Consider the following 21560-nt stretch of genomic DNA (forward strand, 5'->3'; position numbering starts at 1 on the left):
GAATAAAGGACGGACGTATAGGAAACAGGCAGGTGTCTAATAAGGTCTTAAGTTTGTGAATAAATACACTTAAACTAAACCAGCTAATAGTTTGTCAACATTTTTCAATAAAAAGAATAATAACGTCATGATATACTAAAAATGTTCATGCCAAATAACCTTCCTCTATGTTTAATTTGGAAGGTTTTGTTGTATTTAGTTAGATATAGTTTTTAAACTGTATCTTGGAAAATAGTTCTGCTTTTTAATAAGGCAAAAATCCAATGTAAGAGCTTATTAACACATGCAATAACTGCTACTTTGAAGGGTTTTCCTTCTTCACGTTTTTTATCGTAAAACTCTCTTAATCTTTTATTGCGTGCGATGATTTTATCAGTCGTTTTCTTTTTACGAGCATCACGAATACCACTTTGAACTGCCATATACAAGGCATGTCGAAGTCTACTAGAACCTCGTTTGGTAATTCGATTTACAGATGCAGTAAACTTACCAGAAGAGAAAACACTAGGATCTACTCCAGCGAATGCAACGAGCTTTTTGGCATCATTGAACCGATCTATCTCACCAATCTCGGAAATAATCGTGGCGGCGATTTTCTCTCCAATTCCAGGGATAGACTGCAGTATATGATATTCTTCAATTTCTTTAGCGAGGGCATCTATTTCACCTGCAATCAAGATAGATGCTCTTGGTATTGAAGAACGATCTTGACTAATAACTCTAGATTAAAAATATTACTCTGGTAGAGGTTGCTTTGAAACGGATTACGAAGGGCTGCTTCCCTTAATTTTTTGGCCTTTTCGTTTGCCCATGCATCTGAACGACTCATACATAGCGAAGCTATTTTCTCTGTTATTTCTCTTTCACTCACACTTAACACTACTTCTGAAGTAGGAAATTCTAATAATGTAAGCAATGAGACTTTGGAATATAAACTTCCAAAAACTCCTCTATATTCAGGAAATACCTGATCCAAAAGGGTATGCAGCTGTATTTTAGTCTGTGCTGATACTTCGGCAATACTTTCTTGTTGTCTTGTTAGATTACGAAGATTTAATAGTTGAATTCCTCTTTTTTTATAAGGCTCTAATTCTTCTTTATAAAACAGTTCGCAAAGGTGAAAAGAATCAATTGTATCTGTTTTTACCTTCCTTAAACTCGAACTTTTGGCCCGATGGGAGATAAGAGGATTGACAACAATATAAACAAAACATTGCTCCTCAAGAAATTGAATTACAGGAAAATGGTAATGTCCTGTTGATTCTAAAACCACCGTTGGCTGATGACCACCAGCTGAACTCTCTACTTCATGAAGGAACTCTAATAAACTACCTAAACCATCAGTATTGTGTTTGATACTAAAGCTCTTACGATACGGTTTGCCTTTGTCTAAAAATGCTTGAACCTGACTTTCACCTTTTGAAACATCCAGACCAATGACTGGATTCATAATCATATCTCCTCCTTTGTAAAACAACAATTGTCGGTATCCCCTAAGGCTTCTTGTAATGTCATAGGTTCGCTTGTTAAACGGGATCGTTGTCCCAACCAGCCTGAAACATGTTTATACAAGTAGGGGGTGAACAGTTTAGTTGACGGGATTTAACCCACGGGTGCGACGTTCTACCCCGACTACCGTAATATTAAGACCATAAATAAAAAGGTCAACCAGAAATATCTGGCTAACCTTATATTACGATCGGGTGCTTTTGTTTAATAAGCCCTATATTAATAAAGACCACATAACATTGTTTATGTGGTCTTTAAATCTTATTAATGATATCAGAGTTCTTCCAAGAATGAGCAGCATTATTCTTCCGTTGCATTTTTCTTTGTAGGTAGATCTGAGTTGTCTTGGTGTCAGAATGACCAAGACTTTCTTTTATGGTCAATAAATCCGCCCCCTGGTCAGCACTAATAAGAGCAAAACCATGTCTGAAGCTATGAGGCGTTATAGGATTCTTCCGCATTTTAATAAAGTCCAAATCAGCTTTGTTTATTTTTGTGATTAAATAATTCGACAGATATTTATATCCATAGGCCTTTCCCTTAGAAGTAGTAAATAAAGGGGAGCTATCGGAAGGATCGAGTTTAAAATCTAGCCTTCTTCTTTTACGAAACCCCTCTATGGCCTTTAAAACGTTTGGATGAATTAATACCTGCCGCTCCTTTTGACCCTTTCCCATAACTGTAAGCCAGTATTCTCCATCTAAATAAACAAGATCGCAAACTTTTGCATTACAGAGCTCCTGTATACGTAGCCCAGTTGTGGCCAATACTGATATCAATCCGTAAAGGATGGGATGAGTTCTGAAGTAATTGACTATGCTAATTACCTCCACAGAACTCATTTCTTTATTTGGACGATCATATGAACGAACATTGCTGCTTAACATTTTTTGATGAAGCGGGACCGTAATGTATTGATTTTCGTACAGGTACTTTAAGAAACCTCTAATTACAACTGTTTTTCGACTTAAGGTTGCTACAGAATATTCCTTCCCACCCTTCCCAAGGGGAGCTTCCTTCAACCACTCCTGGAATTTCCTCATATTCCGTGGTGTTAATTTTTTCAGTAACCGATACTCCTGCACATTTCTAATTTTAATCTCCAGTAATTCTGCTTGTTCCAGCAGCTGCTGATAGAACAAAAGAAGATCCCTTAGATATTCCCGCTTTGTATTTTCTGTTCGGTTTTTCTTCTCATTTAAATCCTTTTTTTGGTGCGCGTAATAATAAATCATTTCGATATCGTTAAAGAGTGAAAAGTTTGCTTCACCGTCTTTATCTATAATATCGCTCATTTTTTTATGTAAGGAATCATCTAGAAGGGATGTTACCAAAGAGGAAATTGTTTGAGCTTTATTTACTAAATCAGGAGTTAATAATTTATTAATTTGTTCAGTATAAACTAATTCACTAGATTTCATATTTTATTTTACCTCCTTTTAGATGAAATATATTTATTAACAATTTTATTTAAACCTATTAATTTTATTTAGATTTTATAATAAAAAACTTCTTATATAAAGAGTTATTAAGTTATTAACTTACATTTATTATAATACAGATTACGAGAAAAATAGGTTATTTGTCTATATGTATTAATTATTTATTATTATTCATTTAACTATATTTTATATAACTATTTTATAAATAACTAGACAATAGTTATAAAGTTTGATATATTCATTTCAAGGAAAGGTTTTCCATTAACCAAGGCTAAGGATTTTACTGGAGCCTTCCCGCACACACTAAATTTTTTCAGAAGGGCTGATTAGTAATGAAAAAAACGCTAACATTCCAACTTCCTTCAATCTCTGTTGAAATTAGTGGAAAAGAAGGACTCACACAAGAAGAACTAAGACAGTTAGGGGAAAAAGCGGTTGTTAAACAATTAACTAAAAAATTTCCTCGATATCAATGGTCAATTACTGAAGGAACAGTGATGAAGGATGAAGACGTGGTTTGCGGTCGTCCTGTAAAATTGAAATCAACTGGAGAATCAGGCATCATCTATGAGGTAAAGCCAGGGACTAAATATCCAGTAAGGATTCTAGTTGATGGGGATAAGGAACTTCAGTGTACCCAAGCAGCAATTGATAAAGTGTCCAAAAAAGCAAGCATCGACAAATTAATCAAAGGACGTAAAGAATGGGAAAAGTCAACTGGTGAATGGCTCGGTGTTCGAACAGGATATTTTGTTAATGGGCACGATATTCTTCCAGTGGTGATCAGTGCTCGGGGTAGGGGGAAAATGAAAGCTTACATAGTCGATCACGAAGCGAAGGGAAGCTTCTTTCATCTTACTGCTTCTACGATACTGAGACTGTTTGACACAAAATCAGAAGCTGAAAATTACGCTTTTATAAATTGATAGAATATAACGATTAAAGGTAATTACACCATAGTACTTTTTGACTGTGGTGTAAATTTCCTATGAAACTCCAATTGAAACTCAAATATCAAAAACCCGATAATAAGAACGCCTAGTTAATTCATCAGAGGACTTTCGGTGACAAAGGAAGGACGCTTATGAAAGAAGAATTTGAATTTAATGATAAACAGGTGCGAGAGGGGAAAGTTAATTTAAAAATAACAACTTACTACCTTTCTGAAATTAAAGCAGGTCTCAGGATAGAGGTACGGAGACTTTCAACCAAAAGGAAAGCAACAGCTGAGATAGAATTAGTCTGGGGAGACGATAACATAATTTTGAAAAAGTCCTTAAAAAAAGGAATTCTCGAAAACCCTAAGAACAAGGAAGTAAACGCATACATCGATGAGTTACTAGAGTATTGCAACAAGAAAGGTTGGCTAAAAAAGGGAGATGCATGATGCTAAAAGGGATGTATATTGGCAGTGATAAGTTGTGCTACTTAAATAAAGAATATACATATTTTTTATTTCCTAATGGGCCCAATCATTATTATGTATCTAAATTTAATAACCCCAATGCTCATTTTGGATGTTTCAACGGTGACCGGTTTCAAATCTTTAAAGACGAAAGCTATCCTACTGAGCCTCCACGCACGAATATAGAGCTTGATCAGGGTAAGATTTATAAAGCTAAATTATTTTGGAGAAGGGCAGGGTATAGTAATATCCTGCTTTCTCATTATTACATTTTGCCTCAGAATACCCATGCTCATTTCTATGAGGACAGTGAACTAACTAAATGTAAAGGATGCTTTCCGCTGCATTGGTTCAAGGAGTTCAAAGAAGTTACTTATATAATGGAAGAAACAAGTTCAAATCATTCTCTTTGTACAATAACTTCCGAGGAAAGTTCGGAAATTATATTTGAGCAACTCACACTTTTCTAAAGGCAGGTGGGAAACCATTGAATATCGTATTTACTTGTCAATTTTGTAATTCTATTGTGGATGATGGAGGTTATATTACAGTAGATGGATCTCGTTATTGGATTGGCATCGTATGTGGATGTGATAATAAAGATGTTAAAGAGTTAAAGGCCTCTTTAAGAAGTAAATCATCTTTAAAAGTGATTAGGAAATAATCTCCACTAAAACTTATATAAAAAATTGTATTATAGTATGATTATCTTAGATAGAACAAATTAGAATTGATAACCAGCAACATTGCTGGTTTTTTTAGACACATTAAAAAGTAAGGTGAAACCCATGGATAAAGAAAAAGAAATGATAACAACAAATGAAGCTGCAGAAATAATTAAGGTTAAGCCATCAACTATTCATAAATATGTAAAGCAAGGGGAATTAAAGCCAGTTTACGAAGACAACTGGCACATTGATAACACTAAATTATTCTACAAAGAAGATGTTGAAGAATTAAAAAAGAAAAAGGGAAAACCGGGAATCACAACTGGAGAAGCTAGCAAATTACTTGGCCTCCATACAGCTACAATATTTCAATACATTCAACAAGGCTTGCTAGCTGCTGAGAAAAAGCTATATAAGGGACGAGAATTTTATTTCATTACCCCGGAGGAACTTGAGCGATTTAAATCTTATTATGAGGAACAGAAAAGAAATGAAGGGAAAGATTTTTACGACAAAGATACCAACTATGCCTGGTATCAGGAATTCCTTTCTCCGGATGGTAAAGACAGTAATTATATATTATTAAACGAAAAGTTGCAGCCCTATCTTCAATGCCAAAATGGAGAGAAAATCCCGTATGAGGGAATTGAAAAAGCAGGTTATACACCGGTAAAAAAGATTCCGGATATAGGATATAAAACGCAGAAAGGCTTTGCCAAATTCCAATTCACAGAATCCCAGGATTTCTATAGAGCAATGGGGCTATTTTATTCTCACCTCGGGCCTAAAAACATAAAAGTGTATCTGAAAAATGAGGATAAGATTACAGTTGAAGTAAAACCCATTTTGATTAAAGAACGTATACCAGACAAAATTCTTACAACGCTTGAAGAATCTTTAACTGAAGGAGATATAACTATTAGATTAGAAGGTATTTACATTGATAGCAACCTGGAAGTGCTATCAATTGCTGTCCCCTCAAAATTAAAGAAAAAGATAAGGGAAGAAGCTGAAAAATCAAACATCACCATGGAAGAAACTGTGATAGCAATTTTGAGAGATAAGTACGACATTTAAGAGATATGAATATCTTGCATTTTTTACACTATTCCAAACTGTGATTGTTCAAAATACTTCCTAAGGAAAAATTTAATAAATATTAGAAGAGAGTAGATGGTTATGTATCAAATTGAAGTTCGTCATGAAGGCCTAAATAAATATAAAGTAATTAAAGGGAATAACATATACGTTGTCCAGCAAAAGGCAGAAATGCAGAAAAGAACTTGGAATGAAATGTGGAAAAAGAAACAATTACAGTTGAATCAAAAGAAAGCAAGGGAACTGGCGGCGAAAGAAAAACAACAGAAGAAGGAGCTAGCTGCCAAATTAACAACTGAAGCAACAGAACAACTAAATACCATTCAAAACACTTTGTTGTTTACATTAGATCATGTTGACACAATTAACTGGGAAGATTTAAAAGATACCTCCTCTTTTAGTGAAATTGAGCCAGTGAAGAAAGATGTAATTGAAATACCAAGAGAACCTCTCCCATCAGATGAACTTTATAATCCAAAATTTGGTATTATGGATAGATTAATGTCAAAGAAAAGACAAAAAAAAATTGATGAGATAAATGAGTTATATAAATTAGATCATGAAAAGTGGGAAAAACAAAAAGAACGTGTTTTAAAAGTTAATCAGAAAAATAAAGTAATTTATGAAAGAGAAATAGCTAATTGGATAGAAAAAAAAGAGCTATTTTTAGCGAATCAGAAAGAAAATAATGAAGCGGTTGAAAACCTAAAAGAAAGCTATATACAAGGAAACCCAGATGCTATTGTTGAATATTGTGACATGGTACTATCAAATTCGGAATATCCGAATTTTTTCCCACAGGAGTTTGAATTAGAATATAATCCAAGCAATAAGGTATTATTAGTTGAATATTTGTTACCTTCTATTAGTGACTTACCAACGCTTAAATCTGTTAAATATATTCAGTCCAGGAATGAATTCAAAGAAGAACATCTGTCTGATGCAGCACTAAATAAAATATATGATAATCTCTTGTATCAAATTACATTAAGAACTATACATGAATTATTTGAGGCAGATTCTATAGATGCCGTACACTCAATCGTATTTAACGGACTAGTAAAATCTATTGATAAGACAAATGGAAATGAAGTAGAGGCATGTATATTGTCTGTTCAAACACAAAAAAAAGAATTTGAAGAAATTAATCTAGAACAAGTGGATCCAAAACTTTGCTTTAAAGGTCTTAAAGGTATTGGCAGTATTAAGTTGCATAGTTTAACTCCAATAGCACCGATAATTAAGATTGAGCGTCAAGATTCTAGGTTTGTTTCGTCTTATAATATTGCTGATTCTTTAGATGAATCCGATAACTTGGCAGCGATGGATTGGGAAGACTTCGAGCATTTAATTAGAGAATTGTTTGAAAAAGAATTTAATGAGACTGGTGGAGAAGTAAGAATTACCAGGGCGAGTAGAGACGGCGGTGTAGATGCAGTAGCCTTTGATCCAGATCCAATACGGGGTGGAAAAATAATTATTCAAGCAAAGAGATATACAAATGTAGTGGGGGTTTCTTCAGTAAGGGATTTGTATGGTACAGTTCAACACGAAGGAGCTACCAAAGGTATATTAGTATCAACTGCTGACTTTGGTCCAGACTCATTTAAATTTGCCAAAGACAAGCCGATTACTTTAATTAATGGAAGTAATTTATTGTCTTTACTTCACAAACATGGTTATAAAGCAAGAATAGACATTAAGCAGGCTAAGGAAATTCTGGCTAACAACCCCTTACGAGAATTATAAATCTGATAACATATTTCTCTGTCATATAAAAAGTGCTTGGTAAAATCCGCATATTAATGGTAAAATAATGTAATAAATATATCAATTTAATGGGAAGACCCCAATGCAGCTGTCATAAATAGCTGTATTGGGGTCTTTTTGTATGGGGGGAGAATAATGTTAACTTTTGAGAAAAAACGTGATGAGGACCAAAGAAAAAAGTTGGTTGAGAAAGTTCTATCGCATCAATATCAAGGGGAGGTTTATATATTAACCCCTGGACGAATATGGAAGTCACTAGTTTTAAAATATTATCAAAAAGTTGATAAGGGAGAAATATCTATTGAGCAACTAGTACTTTTACTAGAAGAAAAAGGAGGGGTAAAGTATGGCCAAAGCTATAAGTTAGTGAGATACCCGATAGAAGAATGCTGGAACTACATAGATAAATTAGCAAAGAAAAAATGAAAAATAGAAAATTGGGTTTGTTAGGAGGGAAAGGGAATAAATAAAATACGGATAACTAAAATCATGTTCATCTTTTCAACTGCTTTAATATTAATCTCCTGTTCTACTCCAGGTCTTACTTATGAAGATGCACCAAAGTATGAATTAAAACACTCAAATGATGATACACAGGACCAATTCTTCAATAGAATAATATACCCAGAAAACAAAGAAAATGGAAATTATGAAACAAATACCAATCTAAAACTAAGTAATATATATGAAAAAACTGAATCCGAAACCAGAAGGAAGGTGACTGTAACATCTATAATTGATGCTGATAGTATCCGATATTTCGATCCTCAGCTAAATAAAGAGGTAACTGGGAAATTATTAGGAATAACTGCCCCCAAGACAACCAATATTATTGAAAAATTCGGACCTGAAGGCACAGCTTTTTTAACCAATCTAATAATGGGTAAAGAGATTGAGATTGAAAGTGACCCCGAAGCTGATATTACGGATAAATATGGGAGGTATTTAATTCACGCCTTTATTAGTGGAAGAAGTATTCAACAAATTCTTATCTTAGAAGGATTAGTAAGAGTCGCTTATATATATGATGAATACAACTATACCGATCTATATCTTGCAGCGGAAAAAAGAAGCAAAAGAAGCCGGCCAAAATATTTGGAGTATTCCCGGGTATGTAGATAAAAAGAATGGATTTGACATGGATGTTGTATCAAAAGATTTGAAGGAAAGCATTGTAGAAAAAGCAGAAGAATTCATGAATATATTAAAGTAGAAAAGAGGGCGTGATATGAAAGAACTCAAGATAAATCTGATGAATTTAGATGAGTCAAATAGTCAGGAAATTATAATTGAGATAAAAGGAAAGTCCAAAAGTGAACTTGAGCTGACTTTGCAAGCCATTGAAGTTCTAATTCATTCTGTTGAGGATACTTGTAGGGAAGATCCAGAATGTTACGAGGAAGCTACTACTAGAATTAAATCTGTGATAAAAAGTACAGAGGAATGGGTGGGTTAAGAAAGTATTGGAAAAATATTGATACTGCTTTAAGTTTATAGTAAAATTTTTCTGTAAGTACTTTTTTCAATTAATTTTTTTGCAGTCTATTGAAGACTAGCGGAAACGCTTAAAAGTTACGGCCTTTGTGGTCGATGGAACATTACTTTATTTGTAATGTCTTTCTATCGCCCAAAGGTCGTTTTTTTGTGCAAATTTTCAAGACAAAAAACGAAAGGGTGAGGTAAAATATGTTAACAAATATATTGATAGCGGCAGGGATTGGTTCAGTGATGGGCGTGTTATCTCATGCTAAGAGGAATAATACCATTAAAAAACCAAGAAACACAAAGAGAACATTCTATCCTGGTTTTTTAACTGATATGGCTTATGGTGCATTGGCTGCAATTGCAGTTGTTATTGTGGCAGACCCGAATGGTATTGAAAGAGTAATTTTAACTTCAATCTTAGGCGGCTATGCTGGAGAGGGCGCAATTGCTAAATTAGAAGCTTCAAATCAGCAAGCTAATATTGATTCGGTTAAGAGCAATTTGGAAAAATTAAATGAATCTTTGCCTGCTCCTGAACCAAAAGATAATGAGTCCTCAGCAAAACAAGAGAAAGAACAATAAACGGTATTGTTCTTTCTTACATATTTTGCAAGAGAAATATGATATACTGTTCGTAACAATTAAACGATATCTAAATGGAGACTGAATCTTAGCAAGTAAATCCTGAAAGGAGATGCCAAGATGCAACTTAAGGACTTTCTAAATGCTAATGAGCTTGAGAAGTTTAATGAACTTCAACTTGAACTACTTGATGCCCATAACAAGAAGGAGAGGACCTTAATTCAGGCTGAGATTGACGAAATCTTAAATACAGCGAGAAGTCGGTACGAATCTTTAATGAGCGGAAATAAAGAACAGGCTTCAACCTATGAACTTATTAGAGCAACGTCACCTTTTGTCCGGATTAAAGGAAAGAAAGAGCATGTATTACAATGAAATAAGCTGTATTCCATTATATTGTGGGATACAGCTTTTTTTTAGTTTGGAGATTGCACTATTGAATCGAGTTAAGGCCATCTAGTGTCTTTTGATAATAGTCTGCCATTACACTAATATTCTCTTGTAAAAGAGCTGAAGAATCACCATTGTATATGGCTTGAAGGACTTCTAAGTAAACGTTTGTTTCCTCCAAACAGGTCATCCAGTTGTTCATAATTTCTTGGTATTCTGGATATGGAACGGGAACATTTACTGATTCTCTATAAATGTTCCCTAAATTCATTTGCAAATAGGTTATAGAGGTCATTCCACTTGATATACCCTGAATTTGGTTCATAACATTGCTCCAATAATCATCCAGTAGGCTATTCATAACATTGACAAATTCTATTTTTGCCGCGTCCTCCGTTGGGTTGCTTTGAATATCCTCACCTTCATTTACGGTTACATCAGTTTCTTCAAAGTCAACCTCATTGGTCATTGCTTCTTCATTTTCATAACCGGCCATATTATCTGCAATTTCTAAACTTTTTTTGTTGTCTAATGCTTCTTTTTTCATTGAAATTGCTTTCTCATGATCCGGATAGGTGTTAAGGGCAACAGAGAATAGAGAGATTGCTTCATCCCATTCTTGGTTATTATACGCATTGGTTCCGTTAATCATATTTTCACAAAACATAAGGAGCTGCTTAACCTCTGAATTTTCAATATCCATATCTAAAAGTTTTGATAGGTTTTTTTTAGCATAAGAGTATTCTCCACCTTTAATGGCTGTATTAGCCATTGTAAGAAGGGCTTCACCATATTTTGTTTTGGTGACATTTAGGAGACCTTGTGTTTCTTTTAGAATGCTATCCAGGTATTCTTTATTTTCGTAGTCCTTAAGAATAGAAGTATATATAGATATAGCCTTATCAAATTGTTTTTTGTTTGTTAGGTCTTTCCCTTCTGTCAGGAGCTTAGATATTTTAGATTTATCTTTCGCTTCAGCATAAAGTTGTTCAGCTTCTGCTGTTTTCTTCTCTTTCAAAGCCTGCTCCAAATAGTCTACTGCTTTAGCGTACTCTTCGTTTTCAAAGGAGTTTTTACCCTTTTGTAAATAGTCGTCATATTTCCCTATACAACCTGCTAATAATATAAACAGAAAAAAAATTCCTAACCACCCACCATATCTCACCCCAACCACCCCTTATTAACCTAAAAATATAGATAAATTATACAATTAATTACTTATTCTGGGATATATAATTGTGATAAAGTACAATCATAAATTTTAAATTTTTATGATTACATAGACAATAATTGGGTAAATTGTTATAATTTTATTATTAAATTTCTTTATTTTATTATTTTGAGGCGACGATATTTTATCGTTAGCGGACTTTGACAAACACTTTAGCCTTTGGGCTTGATCTTAAGACACTACCTTTGTGTCTAAAAATCATCCCAAAGGCTTTTTTGTGTTTGTTATGAATAAAGAACTTTAATACATTAACTAATTTTGGGAAGGTAGGTATTAGATATGAGTTCTCTTGTAGTTAAACCAGCATTAGAGGATTGTATTTACAAAATGAGTGAGGGATTTCTTCTATCAGCAGCAGAAGGTCAGATGATTCATGCTCTCCTGTGTAATGAATTTGATGAACATTCTTCAAATAGATTCGAAGATGTTAACCAGGATCTTATTCGTTGTGCAGTGCAAAAGTTAGAGTACAATGATTTATTGACCGTGAAGGAAAGCATTGAGGTTTCTAAACTGTTAAATAAGATTGGATAGTATTTTGCCATGATACAGTAATGGTTAGTTTGAACTAAGAAACTTTAATAAAGGCTATTGTTGGAGAATCAAAGCAAAGAAAGGATACTTTCTTTGCTTTTTTCTATTTTCAGGAGGCTAATTTATATGAACTATCTTATAAAAAAACCTTATGAAGGACTAACTAAAATTGGTTCTTCGTATGAGTTAACTATCTTAGAAGAAGTTTGTACTGAAGGAAATAAAACCTTTGTTATTAAGGGCGAACTTAGGGGTTGGGAACATGACGATGAGGCGCTTTATGCTGTTATTTGGAAAAATGGAGAATCAAGAGGGGAACCCTATCATATTGATGATATTCTTGCTGTTAAAAATCTCCCGGATATGTTTTTTTCGCCCTATAAAGGGAGAAGCTTAACAGCTGGCCAGCTAGTCGATTGCTACCGCAACCTTCATACAGATAACGGCTATAGCATTCGTTGTGCAAAAACAGGGTTAGTCTTGGCGCATTGCAGTACTGTCCAATTAAAAAACGCAAAATTCGTAGTTTCTGAAGCGGGAAGACAAAAAACAGGCCAGGAAAAGCGGAAACGTGTTCATGCCTATATTAGAGGAGAATTAGTTTCCTACAACAAGCATGTTCCAATGGGTTATAAAAAAGTACTCTATAACCCTTTCCATACGCCGCTATTTACTGACGAAAAAACCAATAAAGCCATATTTAAAGCAGAAGATGTTTTTGGCAGCGGAAAATATGCATATTATTCGGGTGGTGAAAGTGATGCTTACTCAATTTCCGAAATGGATGATCAAGAACAGGGGCAACTTTCCTTATGCTTTTAGAAACCTTCGTTGTAAAGGTGGCTTCAATATAGCTGTAAGAGTGGGGTTCGATGGAGTAATCACCTATGGAAAAAACGGAAATGCACCTAATTTCTTTATTATGAGCCAGGAAACTTTCGCATCCTTTGAAGATTTTAAAGGACATAGTGGTGAAGGTTTTCGTCCCTTTGAAGTGGGTTGTGTTTCCTTAAATGGGCACCCTTGGTTTGCTGAATGCTTTTATAATCCTGGGCTCCTGGAAGAGGATTTTATTGAGTTACAAGCAGTCCTATTAACTTTTTATCATATGTCTAAGGGCAATGAACAAGCGAGTTATAAAGGGGTCTCTTGAAGATAGTTCACCTTTAAATTAATAAACAATCTTATTATAAATCTGAAGGATTAAAAGATGAGGAATCATATAATTATGTTCAGCGGAGGGCTTTCTAGCTTCTCCGTTGTTGATTATGTAAAGGAAACCTACCCGGAGGACAATATTTTATTATATTTCAATGATACATTATGGGAATCAGATGATCTGTACAGATTCATTTATGAAGTATCGGACAAGCTGGAATTGCCGCTGTTAACGCATAGTATGGGATTGACACCTATTCAACTTATGTTTGAACAGAAGGTTGTATTTAATAATCGAATAGGCAATTGTTCAAAGTATTTAAAAATGAAAGTGGCCGGAGACTTCTTGATAAAAGGAAAAGTTCCAAAGATTGAAAAGTGGCATAACAGACAATTCCTCAAAAGTGAGGATTTTGTTTCGGATGCAACCTTGTACTTTGGTATATCATTCGCAGAAGCCCACAGAGTAAAGGGTATTGAGAAGAACTGGGGTAAGAACTTCAATGTGCGGTTTCCCCTGATTGAATATTTTATTGATAACCAGGAAGTTTTAGAGAAATGGGGCATAGAAATTCCTATATTATACCAATTGGGATTTAGTCACAACAACTGCAATGGCAGGTGCGTAAAAGCGGGTATGGCTCATTTTAAAAGGCTTCGAGAAAAAATGCCTGATGTTTTTAACAAGCTAGTTGAACAGGAACATTATATCAAACTTTATGTTTCTGAATACCACTATATTAAAAACTTAGAAGTGGATGGCTTAGATGATGAGGTTAAAGCATTGTGGCATAAAAACCTTGATGATTGTTATAGGGACTACTTTTACGATAGAGCAAGCAGACCAAAAGTATACATTCCTACTGATCTAACCATTAACCAATATAGCTTTATGAAAAGAAATGGAGGTCCATATCCTTTAGCGAAATTTGGTAGGGATTTAAGCGGTTGGAAAGGATGGAATGATGAAGAGGAATTCGACCTAAAATTTGACCATGCTGGCTGCAGCTGCTTTGTGGATTTTGGCCAGAATTCTGAGGGTGACTTTTTTGAGGATGAAAATTTTCAAGTAGCAATGGCTATTTAGGTAATCAGAAATCTAAAAAACTTAGGGAGACAGAATCGCACTTGCGGTTCTGTCTTTCTATATATAAATTGGAGGATTCTCATGAGCAAGAATATCAAGCTAATTAGAAATTTAAGGACAATTAACAAATACGGCAATCCTAGAATTTTCTTAGAACCTACTGTATTGGAAGCAGGTAACTTTAAGGTGGGAGAGTCTATTTCTTATACCTATACGAATCAAGCTTTAATAATAAAAAAAGATGAGGATACTCCGTATAAGGTAGCAAAGAGAAAGCGTCCTTCATGGCCAGCTCATAGACCGCTTATAGACTATTCAAATGCAGATTTAGCTGTATTGTTCACCCAGAAGGAAAAAATCGATATTTTGGTATCCGATTCTCTTATTGTAATCAGGAAAGAACAGAGTTTTGACCTTTGTGTCATAAAACAACCACTTTTAAGTGGTTCCGATCCATTACAGAAACTTACTTTTGCAAGCTATCCGAGTGGAGCGGGTATTGCTAGTGCTGCTTTAGAAAGTACTGGTTATTTTGAATCAAAAATGGGGGCCGATGTTTGGGATATCGCAATAGATGCTTATTTGCATAATTTCTCAAATGGAAGTAGTTATTTTGGTGATATTCGTTCCCTTAATCCTTCTTATATTCCTTCAATAGACGTTACCTGGTTGAGCCCACCATGTGTGGAATTTAGCTCAATAGGGCTATTAAAAGGTGGTATAACCGAGGGATTAGGAGCACACTTTGCGCGTATCGTAATGGCTTCTAATTGTAAGGCCATTATAATTGAGCAAGTGCCAGCATATTTCCGCAGCAGATCCTTTGAACATTTAAAAGGTCTACTTGCTCCCATGTTTCCTAACTGGCATGTAAGCATGATTGATGCTTATGATATGGGTTCAGTTGCCGGGAGAAAACGGGGATACGCAGTAGCAGCTGTAGAAGGAGTAGACTTTCAATTTCCAAAGACTCCAAAGCTTCCGGACCACAGGCGCTTCACAGTTGGCCAGGTGATCGGGAAAGAATGGGAAAAAGGGGACTGGAGAGAAATTAAAGGGACCGTTATGGAGCATCTTCTTAGTCGAAGTGGTAACAACAATTTTACAGCAGAGAAAAATCGAACGTTAGTAAGTCTTGATGATAAACGAATATCGTGTATTATCGCCAATTACTCTAAAATCAATGTTACTTCAAGTCATCTCAAACATCCTGAAAATCCAAATTTATGGAGGTTGTTTAGGTCTGATGAACTCGCTAGATTTCTAGACGTTCCAGAGGACTTTTCTTTTCCTGACTTTATTTCTGAGAGCCAACGAGCGTCATTACTGGGACAGTCCGTAGCAGCAAACGTTGTGAAAGCAATAGGGATTGAAGTTGCTTTTTCACTGATGAAGCAAAAAGTTAGTACCGCTATCCATAGGCAACCAATAATACCTCTTCAGGAGAATTCAAATAAACAAATGTCCTTCATTATTTAAGAAGGCACTGCATGAGAAAACTTAAGAGAACAGCAGATTGGCTGATAAGTAGATTAAAGGCTGAGGGGATAGTGGTTCAGCGATATGACAGTTACAGTAGCCACAGCATTTATCTCAAACTAGACTATGGGGTTTGTCATACCATAAGAATTAGTGACCACAAAGGAAAAAAACATCTTGCTTATCGTTATAACATTTTAACGTGTTGTCCTGATTTAATTGCTACAAAGGATTCGGTAGGGAGAATTAAATATTACTTTCCTATTGGTAAAAAGCAGGTGCTGCTAAATAAGATACTATTCGATAGATATCAAATCTATAAGAAATATGGAGAATATCAATATAAAGGTTTCATGGAGAGAAATTTACAAAACAGCCATTTAAAGAAGGGCTTCTGGAAAAGTGCAAGGCTTGTATAAAAACTTAGATAGCTAAGAGAGGAATGATCTATCAATGAATAAATTAGGGATTGAACAATTTAAAAAAGAAATATGCATAGGAGATCAACTCAGTGTTAGTACAAGAGAGCATAAATATAACGGGGCAGTAACAGCCATATTCGACAATTATTTAGAAGTTGATGAAGATGGTTTGACCTTTCAAATAAAATTTGCTCATATCTGGGCATACACCAGAGGTTAATCGAACCAAATTAAGGAGGACATAGCCCCCAAGAAAAGGTGGGTTAAGATTATTAATTAGAGAAGGAGAGTTGAGTAATGGAATTATTCTCAAATTTACTTAGTTTGCCGTCATTTTGGCTGCTAGTGACTGGATTAATTGGATTAATAATAGTCCTAAAGGTAATCCGTTCAGTAATTGGCGCAGTAGTAGGGCTAATTTTCACGCTAATAGGAGCTATTAGAATTTATTCATTCATCAGTGACAAATTCTAAAAATATCAATTGGAGAGGAAGAGTGAAGACTCTTCTTTTTTATGAGGAGGAATTAGTATGTATATCGAATATAAGTTAAATGCAAGAAAAATTGAACGTCAATTTAAGCGTATGTTAATAAAGAAAGGAACATTTCATACTGCTCAAGGATGTAGAAACTATTTAGTTGAATACGGGAAGACATACTTAGAATTTAAAAGTGAAAAGGGAGTGGTACCGCAAAAAATCAAAAGAAGATCTATTCGACAGGTTATTAGCTTCTTCTTTTTTAAGCGGACAACAGTTCGGAAGGATCTTGAAAGATACTCTTCTTTTACATCGGCCTTATTTGGTATCCTGCTACAATGTTTTAAAGACAAGGCCAGGTTACTTAAATTAAGAGCTGGATTATACCGTTTATCCCTTTGGGGTACACGGTTCTTCTTTTCAGGGCTTGAAAGAGATCCGGCAATGCTCAAAATTCTCAAAGATTTAAATGGAAAATTCGTCTTATTTAACTACAAAAATATTTTGGAATCACCACAATGTCTTCAAATGCTTGATACTTATGATTTATTTTGTGTTGTGGATAGTGGTGCCTTTTCTATCTTTAATAAGAAGAGGAAATCATCAAAACAATTGTTTCACCAAAGTAACTTATTCGATAATGAAAAATTGGATGAAATGACTCTAGAGGGATACGCTCAATTCATAAACTCTCATAAGAATAACAAAAGAATATTAGGTTTTTTCCCATTGGATTGTATTGGGGACCCTGAACAGACTAAAGTAAACTATGAAAGATTAAAAGAGCTTACAGATGCTAACATCTTTCCGGTTTGGCAGATTACAGACTCTTTAGAGGGTTTGAATCAATTGGTTAAGGAAGAGCCGGAGATGATTGGATTAGGTGGTTGTGTACCTTTTCTAAGCAGCAGAAAGCATATTGTTAGGGATATACTCGATCAAGTCACAAAAAGATATCCTAATGTCTGTTTTCATGGATTAGGCTTAGCAGACGAAATGCTCCTGGAGTTTAATCTATTCTCTGCAGACTCCACAAGCTTTCTTAATGCAAGAAAGTGGGAAGGGGGAGACAAGATATATCTTTCAAATGGCGAGCGGATCAATGCTCCTGAATCCATGTCTACACTAGATATAATCAAACAAAATATTCAGTTCTTATTAGGTCTTGAAGACATAAAAAAAAGGCAGTTATCGTTCATAGGAATGATATGATAGTGGTATATAAATCATTTAATCAGAAATAATAAGAATCTTCGATAATAAATAAAAAATTCCTGTATCATTACAGGAATTTTTTATTTGGTTTTCGTGTCACTTATTGCAGTAAGTACTTATTGCCAAGTAAAGAAAAATTTGAAATAATTGTATAATATATACTGTTTTAGCTTATTTTCAGGAGATAGCTGTCCGTTATATCTATTAGTATAGTGAGAAGAACTCACTTAAAGTCCTTCAGAATCTCAATTGATTAGCTTTAACATAACATTAAAATACAACATAGCTTTCTTATAGTTGATATAAAAATTTTGGAGGAAATTAAATGTCAGTAACATTATATTATTCAAAAATAAATATTAGCTCTCATATCCTTAAAATATATAACGATAAAAATGTAAAGAATGGAATTGATAAAAAGATTCTTATAAACGTTAAAGATAATATAAGCTTTACAAAAGAAATAATCCGTTTGGATAGTAGTGGCGAAGAGCATATCGAGGAGTTAAAGTATAAATTTCATGCAATTGAAAAGTTTGACTCAGAGCTAGATTATACCATAGTTGGTAAGGTTATTAAGGATAGCACTATCTTTGTTTCAAAATATAATGAAAAAACAAAGCAACAAATTAAAGTCCCTACTGAGAATAGTGAGGTTATTGACTTCTTTTATGACATCAAGAAGGAAATAGTTGTTTTTCATACAAGTAATAGGTTCGGGTATGCGGACTTTACTAATGCTTTTCAAGAATTATTAAATAAGAGTATGGAAGTAGAGAAAGAGAAATATTTATTTAAGGTTAAACTGGTAAGAGAAGGGTTGAGTTTAGATAAAATAACAAAACAATTGAAGGAAATAGGAAAAATAGAAAAACTAACCATTGAGATCAACCCTCCAAACCCTGATGATGAATTATTGGATAGTATTCAAAAAGATGGGGAGAAATACTTAGAGAACATTAAAAAAGGGAATATAACTCAAAGAAGTGTCTTGTTTGCTTCAGATGCACCCGAGGGTCTAAATATAGATGCTAGTATGATTAAAGAAGAATTATCTCAAATTAGTCAGATTCATTCTAAACTTACAGCTGAGGAAGCACAGAAAAAGGGCTATGTTTATGTAGGAGCAATTAATACTTCCGGAAGGACATTTTCAACTGATGACAATGTAGTTGTAAGAGATAGGATAGACACAAAACCTAGGAATCCCAAAGAATTTGCATTGATGTGTAAGAAAAAAGTTTCTGGTATATTACGTTCTGTGTTTTAGGAGGACTTATGAAAAAAAGAATACTAGAAAGGTTCACTGATGCAAGTAAATGGAAGGATTATATTAACCTAAAGTCATTCGAATGTAAGATTGCAACTATCATTGCATTAATATTTTTAGGATACGCAATATTAACGGATATGCATGGAAACTTCGACTCGTATGTAGATGTTCTTAGAAATTTAACTATTTATATAGGCCAAGCACTTATAGGAGTATTAGGTATCATTATTGCAGGTGTTACAATAATTTTCAGCTTACTAAATAAAAAAATAGTAAAAGAAGTCGAGAAGGTAAGTAAAAGAAGTGTACAAAACTTATTTATAAGCTTTGAGTTCCTAGCCTTTAATGTAGGTATTGCAATATTCTTATTCTTTTTAGTACATGTTAGTTTATATTCTAACTTACCTTTGTTAAATGAATTAATATTTTACTTTATTGTGTTATTTCTCTCTTATTTTTTATTTTTTATTATATTTTATTCCATTAGTCTAATTAGTAATATAGTAAGAATGTTTTATATTGCAAACATATACGATGAGATAGATAGCAGCGATAAAAATTTATATATTATAGCTAATGAAATAAGAATTGATTTTATGTTAAAAACTCTACTTAGCTTTACAAAAGTTGAGAAAGAGGAATTTTTAAAAAAACTAGATGATTATGTTGATGCGAGCGACATTCAAGAAAAAGATGTAATAAAGAACTATTTTCGTGACTATTACGATGGATAAATTTTTCATTTAACAGGAAAGATGTTGAGCAATTTATAAAAGTGGTATTCTGCTTCACTTTTATTCAATTCACGGGTCAGATGATGAATAAGAGCCGCCTCAAAATTTTCAACTCCCTTAATAAAGGATATAGACTGAAAGGGTTTAAAGGCGGGACCGGGGCAAGGTTCTGTCTTTAGAGTGTCAGAGTCTATACAAAAATTCCATGGTTTTATCTTTTGGATGTGTGCTGCATAAAAAATTATTAAAAAGGAAATGAAGGGAATCTTTAAAGGCAGGAAAGGAGGTATATAAATGGTTGAAAAACGAAGATATCCTAGAGAAACCGGAGATTGCGATCCAGAACCAAAACCAGAACCTTCAATCGACGAGCCACAACCGTTCGGACCTTTCCATTTCAATATCAAAAAAACTTTTTAAAAAAATAAGATATAACAGCCATTATGATATTGGCTGTTATTTTTCTTAGAGGGGCAAAAAGTGATTTACATAGTGTGAACATAATTTAGTTATTCCATTTTTGGGCGCTTTGATTTAATGAGGATCGCAAAAAAGATAAAATCTTTTTATAAAATCCAAACTTAAATCTGCTGAAGAAGATTCATTTTGGTAAATCTTCTTTTTGTGTATTTTTCCTATTCACCTTAAAACATCGGTTCGTTTAATCTGAACCAACTTTTTATCCTACATAATATTATTGTGAAATTCTACAATCAAAAATTCTTGGTGTTCTTATGATGAAGTTAGGAGTTAAAAACTCTAATCATAACCTTATTGGAGGAAACAAGAACATGAAGAAAAAATTATTGAGCATTACTCTGGCTTCCGCACTTACTCTAAGTGGAGCCGCAGCATTACCAACAGGAGCTTCTGCTGCCTCTAATTTATCGAACAATTTAGGAGTTGTCGAAATTAGCACAAGCCTGATAAAATCTGAGGTGGCCGCATTTGATGAGTTTCAGAAAGCAACCTGGGAAAATATAAATATTCGTACTAAAAAAGCGGGTGAAATGAACAAATTCCAAATCGAACTTGCAGAGGTACAAAAACTAGCGAAAGTAAAAGACGCTGAAGTAAATCTTGAAAGAGCAAAAGCAGAGTTCAATCATTTAAGAAAACAAAATCCTCAATTGGCTAAACAAAAACTTGATGAAGCCTATCGGAAGTTTGAGCAAGTAAGGGTAAAAGCCGGAGAAGAGTTCAAACTTCAAGCACAGAAAATACAGACTGATTTCGCAAGAGAGAGAAGCAAAATTAAGTCAATGACAGCACAAAACGATAAAGTGATTAAGGATAAGGGCACTAAAGTACGAAAGACTATCGGAGCTGAAGAGGTACAAAATGCTATTGTCCTAGTTAATGAGTACAAAAATATTAAAGTGGTTAGTATTCAGGATCAGGCTGTTGCCGAAAAAGAAATAAATAAAATAACGGCTGAAATCTTAGAGCGCCAATATTTTACCAACAAATTAGATACAGAAATCATGAAAATAAAAAATACTTTAAGTGAAAAAGGGTACCTGTAGACGTCAAGTCGAATTTTACACTTTTTGCTCGTTTCCTTTTTACACTTTTGCCGAAAAAATGCTTTTTCGGTT

24 protein-coding genes and 1 pseudogene are annotated in these 21560 nt (G+C 34.1%); 22 read left to right on the top strand and 3 right to left on the bottom strand.

Annotated features, from left to right (window positions below; genetic code table 11):
• Positions 1–212 precede the first annotated feature (212 nt).
• A pseudogene (locus AC3WTL_RS25075) lies at positions 213–1450 on the bottom strand (IS110 family RNA-guided transposase).
• Between the two features lie 313 nt (positions 1451–1763).
• Complete coding sequence (locus AC3WTL_RS25080; protein ID WP_492370219.1) at positions 1764–2930, bottom strand: tyrosine-type recombinase/integrase; 1167 nt, start codon at positions 2928–2930, stop codon at positions 1764–1766.
• Between the two features lie 353 nt (positions 2931–3283).
• Here AC3WTL_RS25080 and AC3WTL_RS25085 point away from each other — a divergent pair, with 353 nt between their 5' ends.
• From AC3WTL_RS25085 to AC3WTL_RS25130, 10 genes are all read left to right on the top strand, one after another.
• Complete coding sequence (locus tag AC3WTL_RS25085; RefSeq protein ID WP_335690003.1) at positions 3284–3877, top strand: hypothetical protein; 594 nt, start codon at positions 3284–3286, stop codon at positions 3875–3877.
• Between the two features lie 158 nt (positions 3878–4035).
• Positions 4036–4338: a hypothetical protein gene (locus AC3WTL_RS25090; RefSeq protein WP_262176498.1), complete on the top strand. Its 303-nt coding sequence runs from the start codon at positions 4036–4038 to the stop codon at positions 4336–4338.
• A gap of 505 nt (positions 4339–4843) precedes the next feature.
• Positions 4844–5020, top strand: a complete 177-nt coding sequence (locus AC3WTL_RS25095; protein WP_262176497.1) for a hypothetical protein — start codon at positions 4844–4846, stop codon at positions 5018–5020.
• A 124-nt stretch (positions 5021–5144) separates the two neighbouring features.
• Complete coding sequence (locus AC3WTL_RS25100; RefSeq protein WP_262176494.1) at positions 5145–6101, top strand: helix-turn-helix domain-containing protein; 957 nt, start codon at positions 5145–5147, stop codon at positions 6099–6101.
• Between the two features lie 102 nt (positions 6102–6203).
• Positions 6204–7871 carry a restriction endonuclease gene (locus AC3WTL_RS25105; RefSeq protein WP_262176492.1) on the top strand — a complete coding sequence of 556 codons (1668 nt, stop codon included), beginning with the start codon at positions 6204–6206 and terminating at the stop codon, positions 7869–7871.
• Between the two features lie 156 nt (positions 7872–8027).
• Entirely contained in the window at positions 8028–8318 is a 291-nt protein-coding gene (locus tag AC3WTL_RS25110; RefSeq protein ID WP_492370220.1) for a hypothetical protein, read from the top strand.
• A gap of 63 nt (positions 8319–8381) precedes the next feature.
• A complete protein-coding gene (locus tag AC3WTL_RS25115; RefSeq protein WP_492370221.1) occupies positions 8382–9014 on the top strand; it encodes a thermonuclease family protein in 633 nt (210 codons plus the stop codon).
• 106 nt (positions 9015–9120) lie between these two features.
• Positions 9121–9348 carry a hypothetical protein gene (locus AC3WTL_RS25120; RefSeq protein ID WP_262176485.1) on the top strand — a complete coding sequence of 76 codons (228 nt, stop codon included), beginning with the start codon at positions 9121–9123 and terminating at the stop codon, positions 9346–9348.
• A gap of 230 nt (positions 9349–9578) precedes the next feature.
• Positions 9579–9959 carry a DUF4257 domain-containing protein gene (locus AC3WTL_RS25125; protein WP_492370222.1) on the top strand — a complete coding sequence of 127 codons (381 nt, stop codon included), beginning with the start codon at positions 9579–9581 and terminating at the stop codon, positions 9957–9959.
• Positions 9960–10079: 120 nt separating this feature from the next.
• Positions 10080–10334: a hypothetical protein gene (locus tag AC3WTL_RS25130; RefSeq protein ID WP_159866808.1), complete on the top strand. Its 255-nt coding sequence runs from the start codon at positions 10080–10082 to the stop codon at positions 10332–10334.
• A gap of 58 nt (positions 10335–10392) precedes the next feature.
• Here the strand turns inward: AC3WTL_RS25130 and AC3WTL_RS25135 are convergent, their stop codons facing one another.
• Positions 10393–11514 (bottom strand): tetratricopeptide repeat protein, encoded by a 1122-nt coding sequence (locus AC3WTL_RS25135; protein ID WP_492370223.1) that lies wholly within the window; start codon positions 11512–11514, stop codon positions 10393–10395.
• Between the two features lie 393 nt (positions 11515–11907).
• Between AC3WTL_RS25135 and AC3WTL_RS25140 the strand changes: the two genes are divergently transcribed.
• The 12 genes from AC3WTL_RS25140 to AC3WTL_RS25195 all read left to right on the top strand — a co-directional run bounded on the left by AC3WTL_RS25140 (position 11908) and on the right by AC3WTL_RS25195 (position 21488).
• Positions 11908–12114, top strand: a complete 207-nt coding sequence (locus AC3WTL_RS25140) for a hypothetical protein (protein WP_492370224.1) — start codon at positions 11908–11910, stop codon at positions 12112–12114.
• Between the two features lie 126 nt (positions 12115–12240).
• The gene (locus AC3WTL_RS25145) at positions 12241–12936 is read left to right on the top strand and encodes a hypothetical protein (RefSeq protein WP_492370225.1); all 696 of its coding nucleotides are present in this window, start codon (positions 12241–12243) and stop codon (positions 12934–12936) included.
• The gene (locus AC3WTL_RS25150) at positions 12875–13267 is read left to right on the top strand and encodes a hypothetical protein (protein WP_492370226.1); all 393 of its coding nucleotides are present in this window, start codon (positions 12875–12877) and stop codon (positions 13265–13267) included. Before AC3WTL_RS25145 ends, AC3WTL_RS25150 begins: the two co-directional genes overlap by 62 nt.
• A 75-nt stretch (positions 13268–13342) precedes the next feature.
• The gene (locus AC3WTL_RS25155) at positions 13343–14359 is read left to right on the top strand and encodes an adenine nucleotide alpha hydrolase family protein (RefSeq protein ID WP_492370227.1); all 1017 of its coding nucleotides are present in this window, start codon (positions 13343–13345) and stop codon (positions 14357–14359) included.
• An 81-nt stretch (positions 14360–14440) separates the two neighbouring features.
• Complete coding sequence (locus tag AC3WTL_RS25160) at positions 14441–15838, top strand: DNA cytosine methyltransferase (RefSeq protein WP_492370228.1); 1398 nt, start codon at positions 14441–14443, stop codon at positions 15836–15838.
• Between the two features lie 11 nt (positions 15839–15849).
• Complete coding sequence (locus AC3WTL_RS25165) at positions 15850–16257, top strand: hypothetical protein (protein WP_492370229.1); 408 nt, start codon at positions 15850–15852, stop codon at positions 16255–16257.
• Between the two features lie 34 nt (positions 16258–16291).
• Complete coding sequence (locus tag AC3WTL_RS25170) at positions 16292–16480, top strand: hypothetical protein (RefSeq protein WP_492370230.1); 189 nt, start codon at positions 16292–16294, stop codon at positions 16478–16480.
• A 311-nt stretch (positions 16481–16791) separates the two neighbouring features.
• Positions 16792–17952: a hypothetical protein gene (locus tag AC3WTL_RS25175; protein WP_492370231.1), complete on the top strand. Its 1161-nt coding sequence runs from the start codon at positions 16792–16794 to the stop codon at positions 17950–17952.
• Positions 17953–18280: 328 nt separating this feature from the next.
• A complete protein-coding gene (locus tag AC3WTL_RS25180) occupies positions 18281–19225 on the top strand; it encodes a DUF4747 family protein (protein WP_492370232.1) in 945 nt (314 codons plus the stop codon).
• An 8-nt stretch (positions 19226–19233) separates the two neighbouring features.
• Positions 19234–19962, top strand: coding sequence for a hypothetical protein (locus tag AC3WTL_RS25185; RefSeq protein WP_492370233.1), 729 nt, complete (start codon positions 19234–19236; stop codon positions 19960–19962).
• A gap of 294 nt (positions 19963–20256) precedes the next feature.
• Positions 20257–20382, top strand: coding sequence for a hypothetical protein (locus AC3WTL_RS25190; protein ID WP_492370234.1), 126 nt, complete (start codon positions 20257–20259; stop codon positions 20380–20382).
• A 371-nt stretch (positions 20383–20753) separates the two neighbouring features.
• On the top strand, positions 20754–21488 hold the full coding sequence (locus AC3WTL_RS25195) for a hypothetical protein (protein ID WP_492370235.1): 735 nt from the start codon (positions 20754–20756) through the stop codon (positions 21486–21488).
• The last annotated feature ends 72 nt before the right edge of the window (positions 21489–21560 follow it).

Source organism: Cytobacillus sp. EB106-05-05-XG126 (assembly GCF_058791715.1).

Excerpts from the sequence above, each read along its gene's own strand:
- AC3WTL_RS25155 (WP_492370227.1), top strand. The coding sequence starts at position 13,343 with ATGTTCAGCGGAGGGCTTTCTAGCTTCTCCGTTGTTGATTATGTAAAG.
- AC3WTL_RS25130 (WP_159866808.1), top strand. The coding sequence starts at position 10,080 with ATGCAACTTAAGGACTTTCTAAATGCTAATGAGCTTGAGAAGTTTAAT.
- AC3WTL_RS25165 (WP_492370229.1), top strand. The coding sequence starts at position 15,850 with ATGAGAAAACTTAAGAGAACAGCAGATTGGCTGATAAGTAGATTAAAG.
- AC3WTL_RS25085 (WP_335690003.1), top strand. The coding sequence starts at position 3,284 with ATGAAAAAAACGCTAACATTCCAACTTCCTTCAATCTCTGTTGAAATT.
- AC3WTL_RS25145 (WP_492370225.1), top strand. The coding sequence starts at position 12,241 with ATGAACTATCTTATAAAAAAACCTTATGAAGGACTAACTAAAATTGGT.
- AC3WTL_RS25110 (WP_492370220.1), top strand. The coding sequence starts at position 8,028 with ATGTTAACTTTTGAGAAAAAACGTGATGAGGACCAAAGAAAAAAGTTG.
- AC3WTL_RS25090 (WP_262176498.1), top strand. The coding sequence starts at position 4,036 with ATGAAAGAAGAATTTGAATTTAATGATAAACAGGTGCGAGAGGGGAAA.
- AC3WTL_RS25170 (WP_492370230.1), top strand. The coding sequence starts at position 16,292 with ATGAATAAATTAGGGATTGAACAATTTAAAAAAGAAATATGCATAGGA.
- AC3WTL_RS25160 (WP_492370228.1), top strand. The coding sequence starts at position 14,441 with ATGAGCAAGAATATCAAGCTAATTAGAAATTTAAGGACAATTAACAAA.
- AC3WTL_RS25115 (WP_492370221.1), top strand. The coding sequence starts at position 8,382 with ATGTTCATCTTTTCAACTGCTTTAATATTAATCTCCTGTTCTACTCCA.
- AC3WTL_RS25195 (WP_492370235.1), top strand. The coding sequence starts at position 20,754 with ATGAAGAAAAAATTATTGAGCATTACTCTGGCTTCCGCACTTACTCTA.
- AC3WTL_RS25150 (WP_492370226.1), top strand. The coding sequence starts at position 12,875 with ATGCTTACTCAATTTCCGAAATGGATGATCAAGAACAGGGGCAACTTT.
- AC3WTL_RS25180 (WP_492370232.1), top strand. The coding sequence starts at position 18,281 with ATGTCAGTAACATTATATTATTCAAAAATAAATATTAGCTCTCATATC.
- AC3WTL_RS25140 (WP_492370224.1), top strand. The coding sequence starts at position 11,908 with ATGAGTGAGGGATTTCTTCTATCAGCAGCAGAAGGTCAGATGATTCAT.
- AC3WTL_RS25175 (WP_492370231.1), top strand. The coding sequence starts at position 16,792 with ATGTATATCGAATATAAGTTAAATGCAAGAAAAATTGAACGTCAATTT.
- AC3WTL_RS25105 (WP_262176492.1), top strand. The coding sequence starts at position 6,204 with ATGTATCAAATTGAAGTTCGTCATGAAGGCCTAAATAAATATAAAGTA.
- AC3WTL_RS25125 (WP_492370222.1), top strand. The coding sequence starts at position 9,579 with ATGTTAACAAATATATTGATAGCGGCAGGGATTGGTTCAGTGATGGGC.
- AC3WTL_RS25120 (WP_262176485.1), top strand. The coding sequence starts at position 9,121 with ATGAAAGAACTCAAGATAAATCTGATGAATTTAGATGAGTCAAATAGT.
- AC3WTL_RS25190 (WP_492370234.1), top strand. The coding sequence starts at position 20,257 with ATGGTTGAAAAACGAAGATATCCTAGAGAAACCGGAGATTGCGATCCA.
- AC3WTL_RS25080 (WP_492370219.1), bottom strand. The coding sequence starts at position 2,930 with ATGAAATCTAGTGAATTAGTTTATACTGAACAAATTAATAAATTATTA.
- AC3WTL_RS25185 (WP_492370233.1), top strand. The coding sequence starts at position 19,234 with ATGAAAAAAAGAATACTAGAAAGGTTCACTGATGCAAGTAAATGGAAG.
- AC3WTL_RS25100 (WP_262176494.1), top strand. The coding sequence starts at position 5,145 with ATGGATAAAGAAAAAGAAATGATAACAACAAATGAAGCTGCAGAAATA.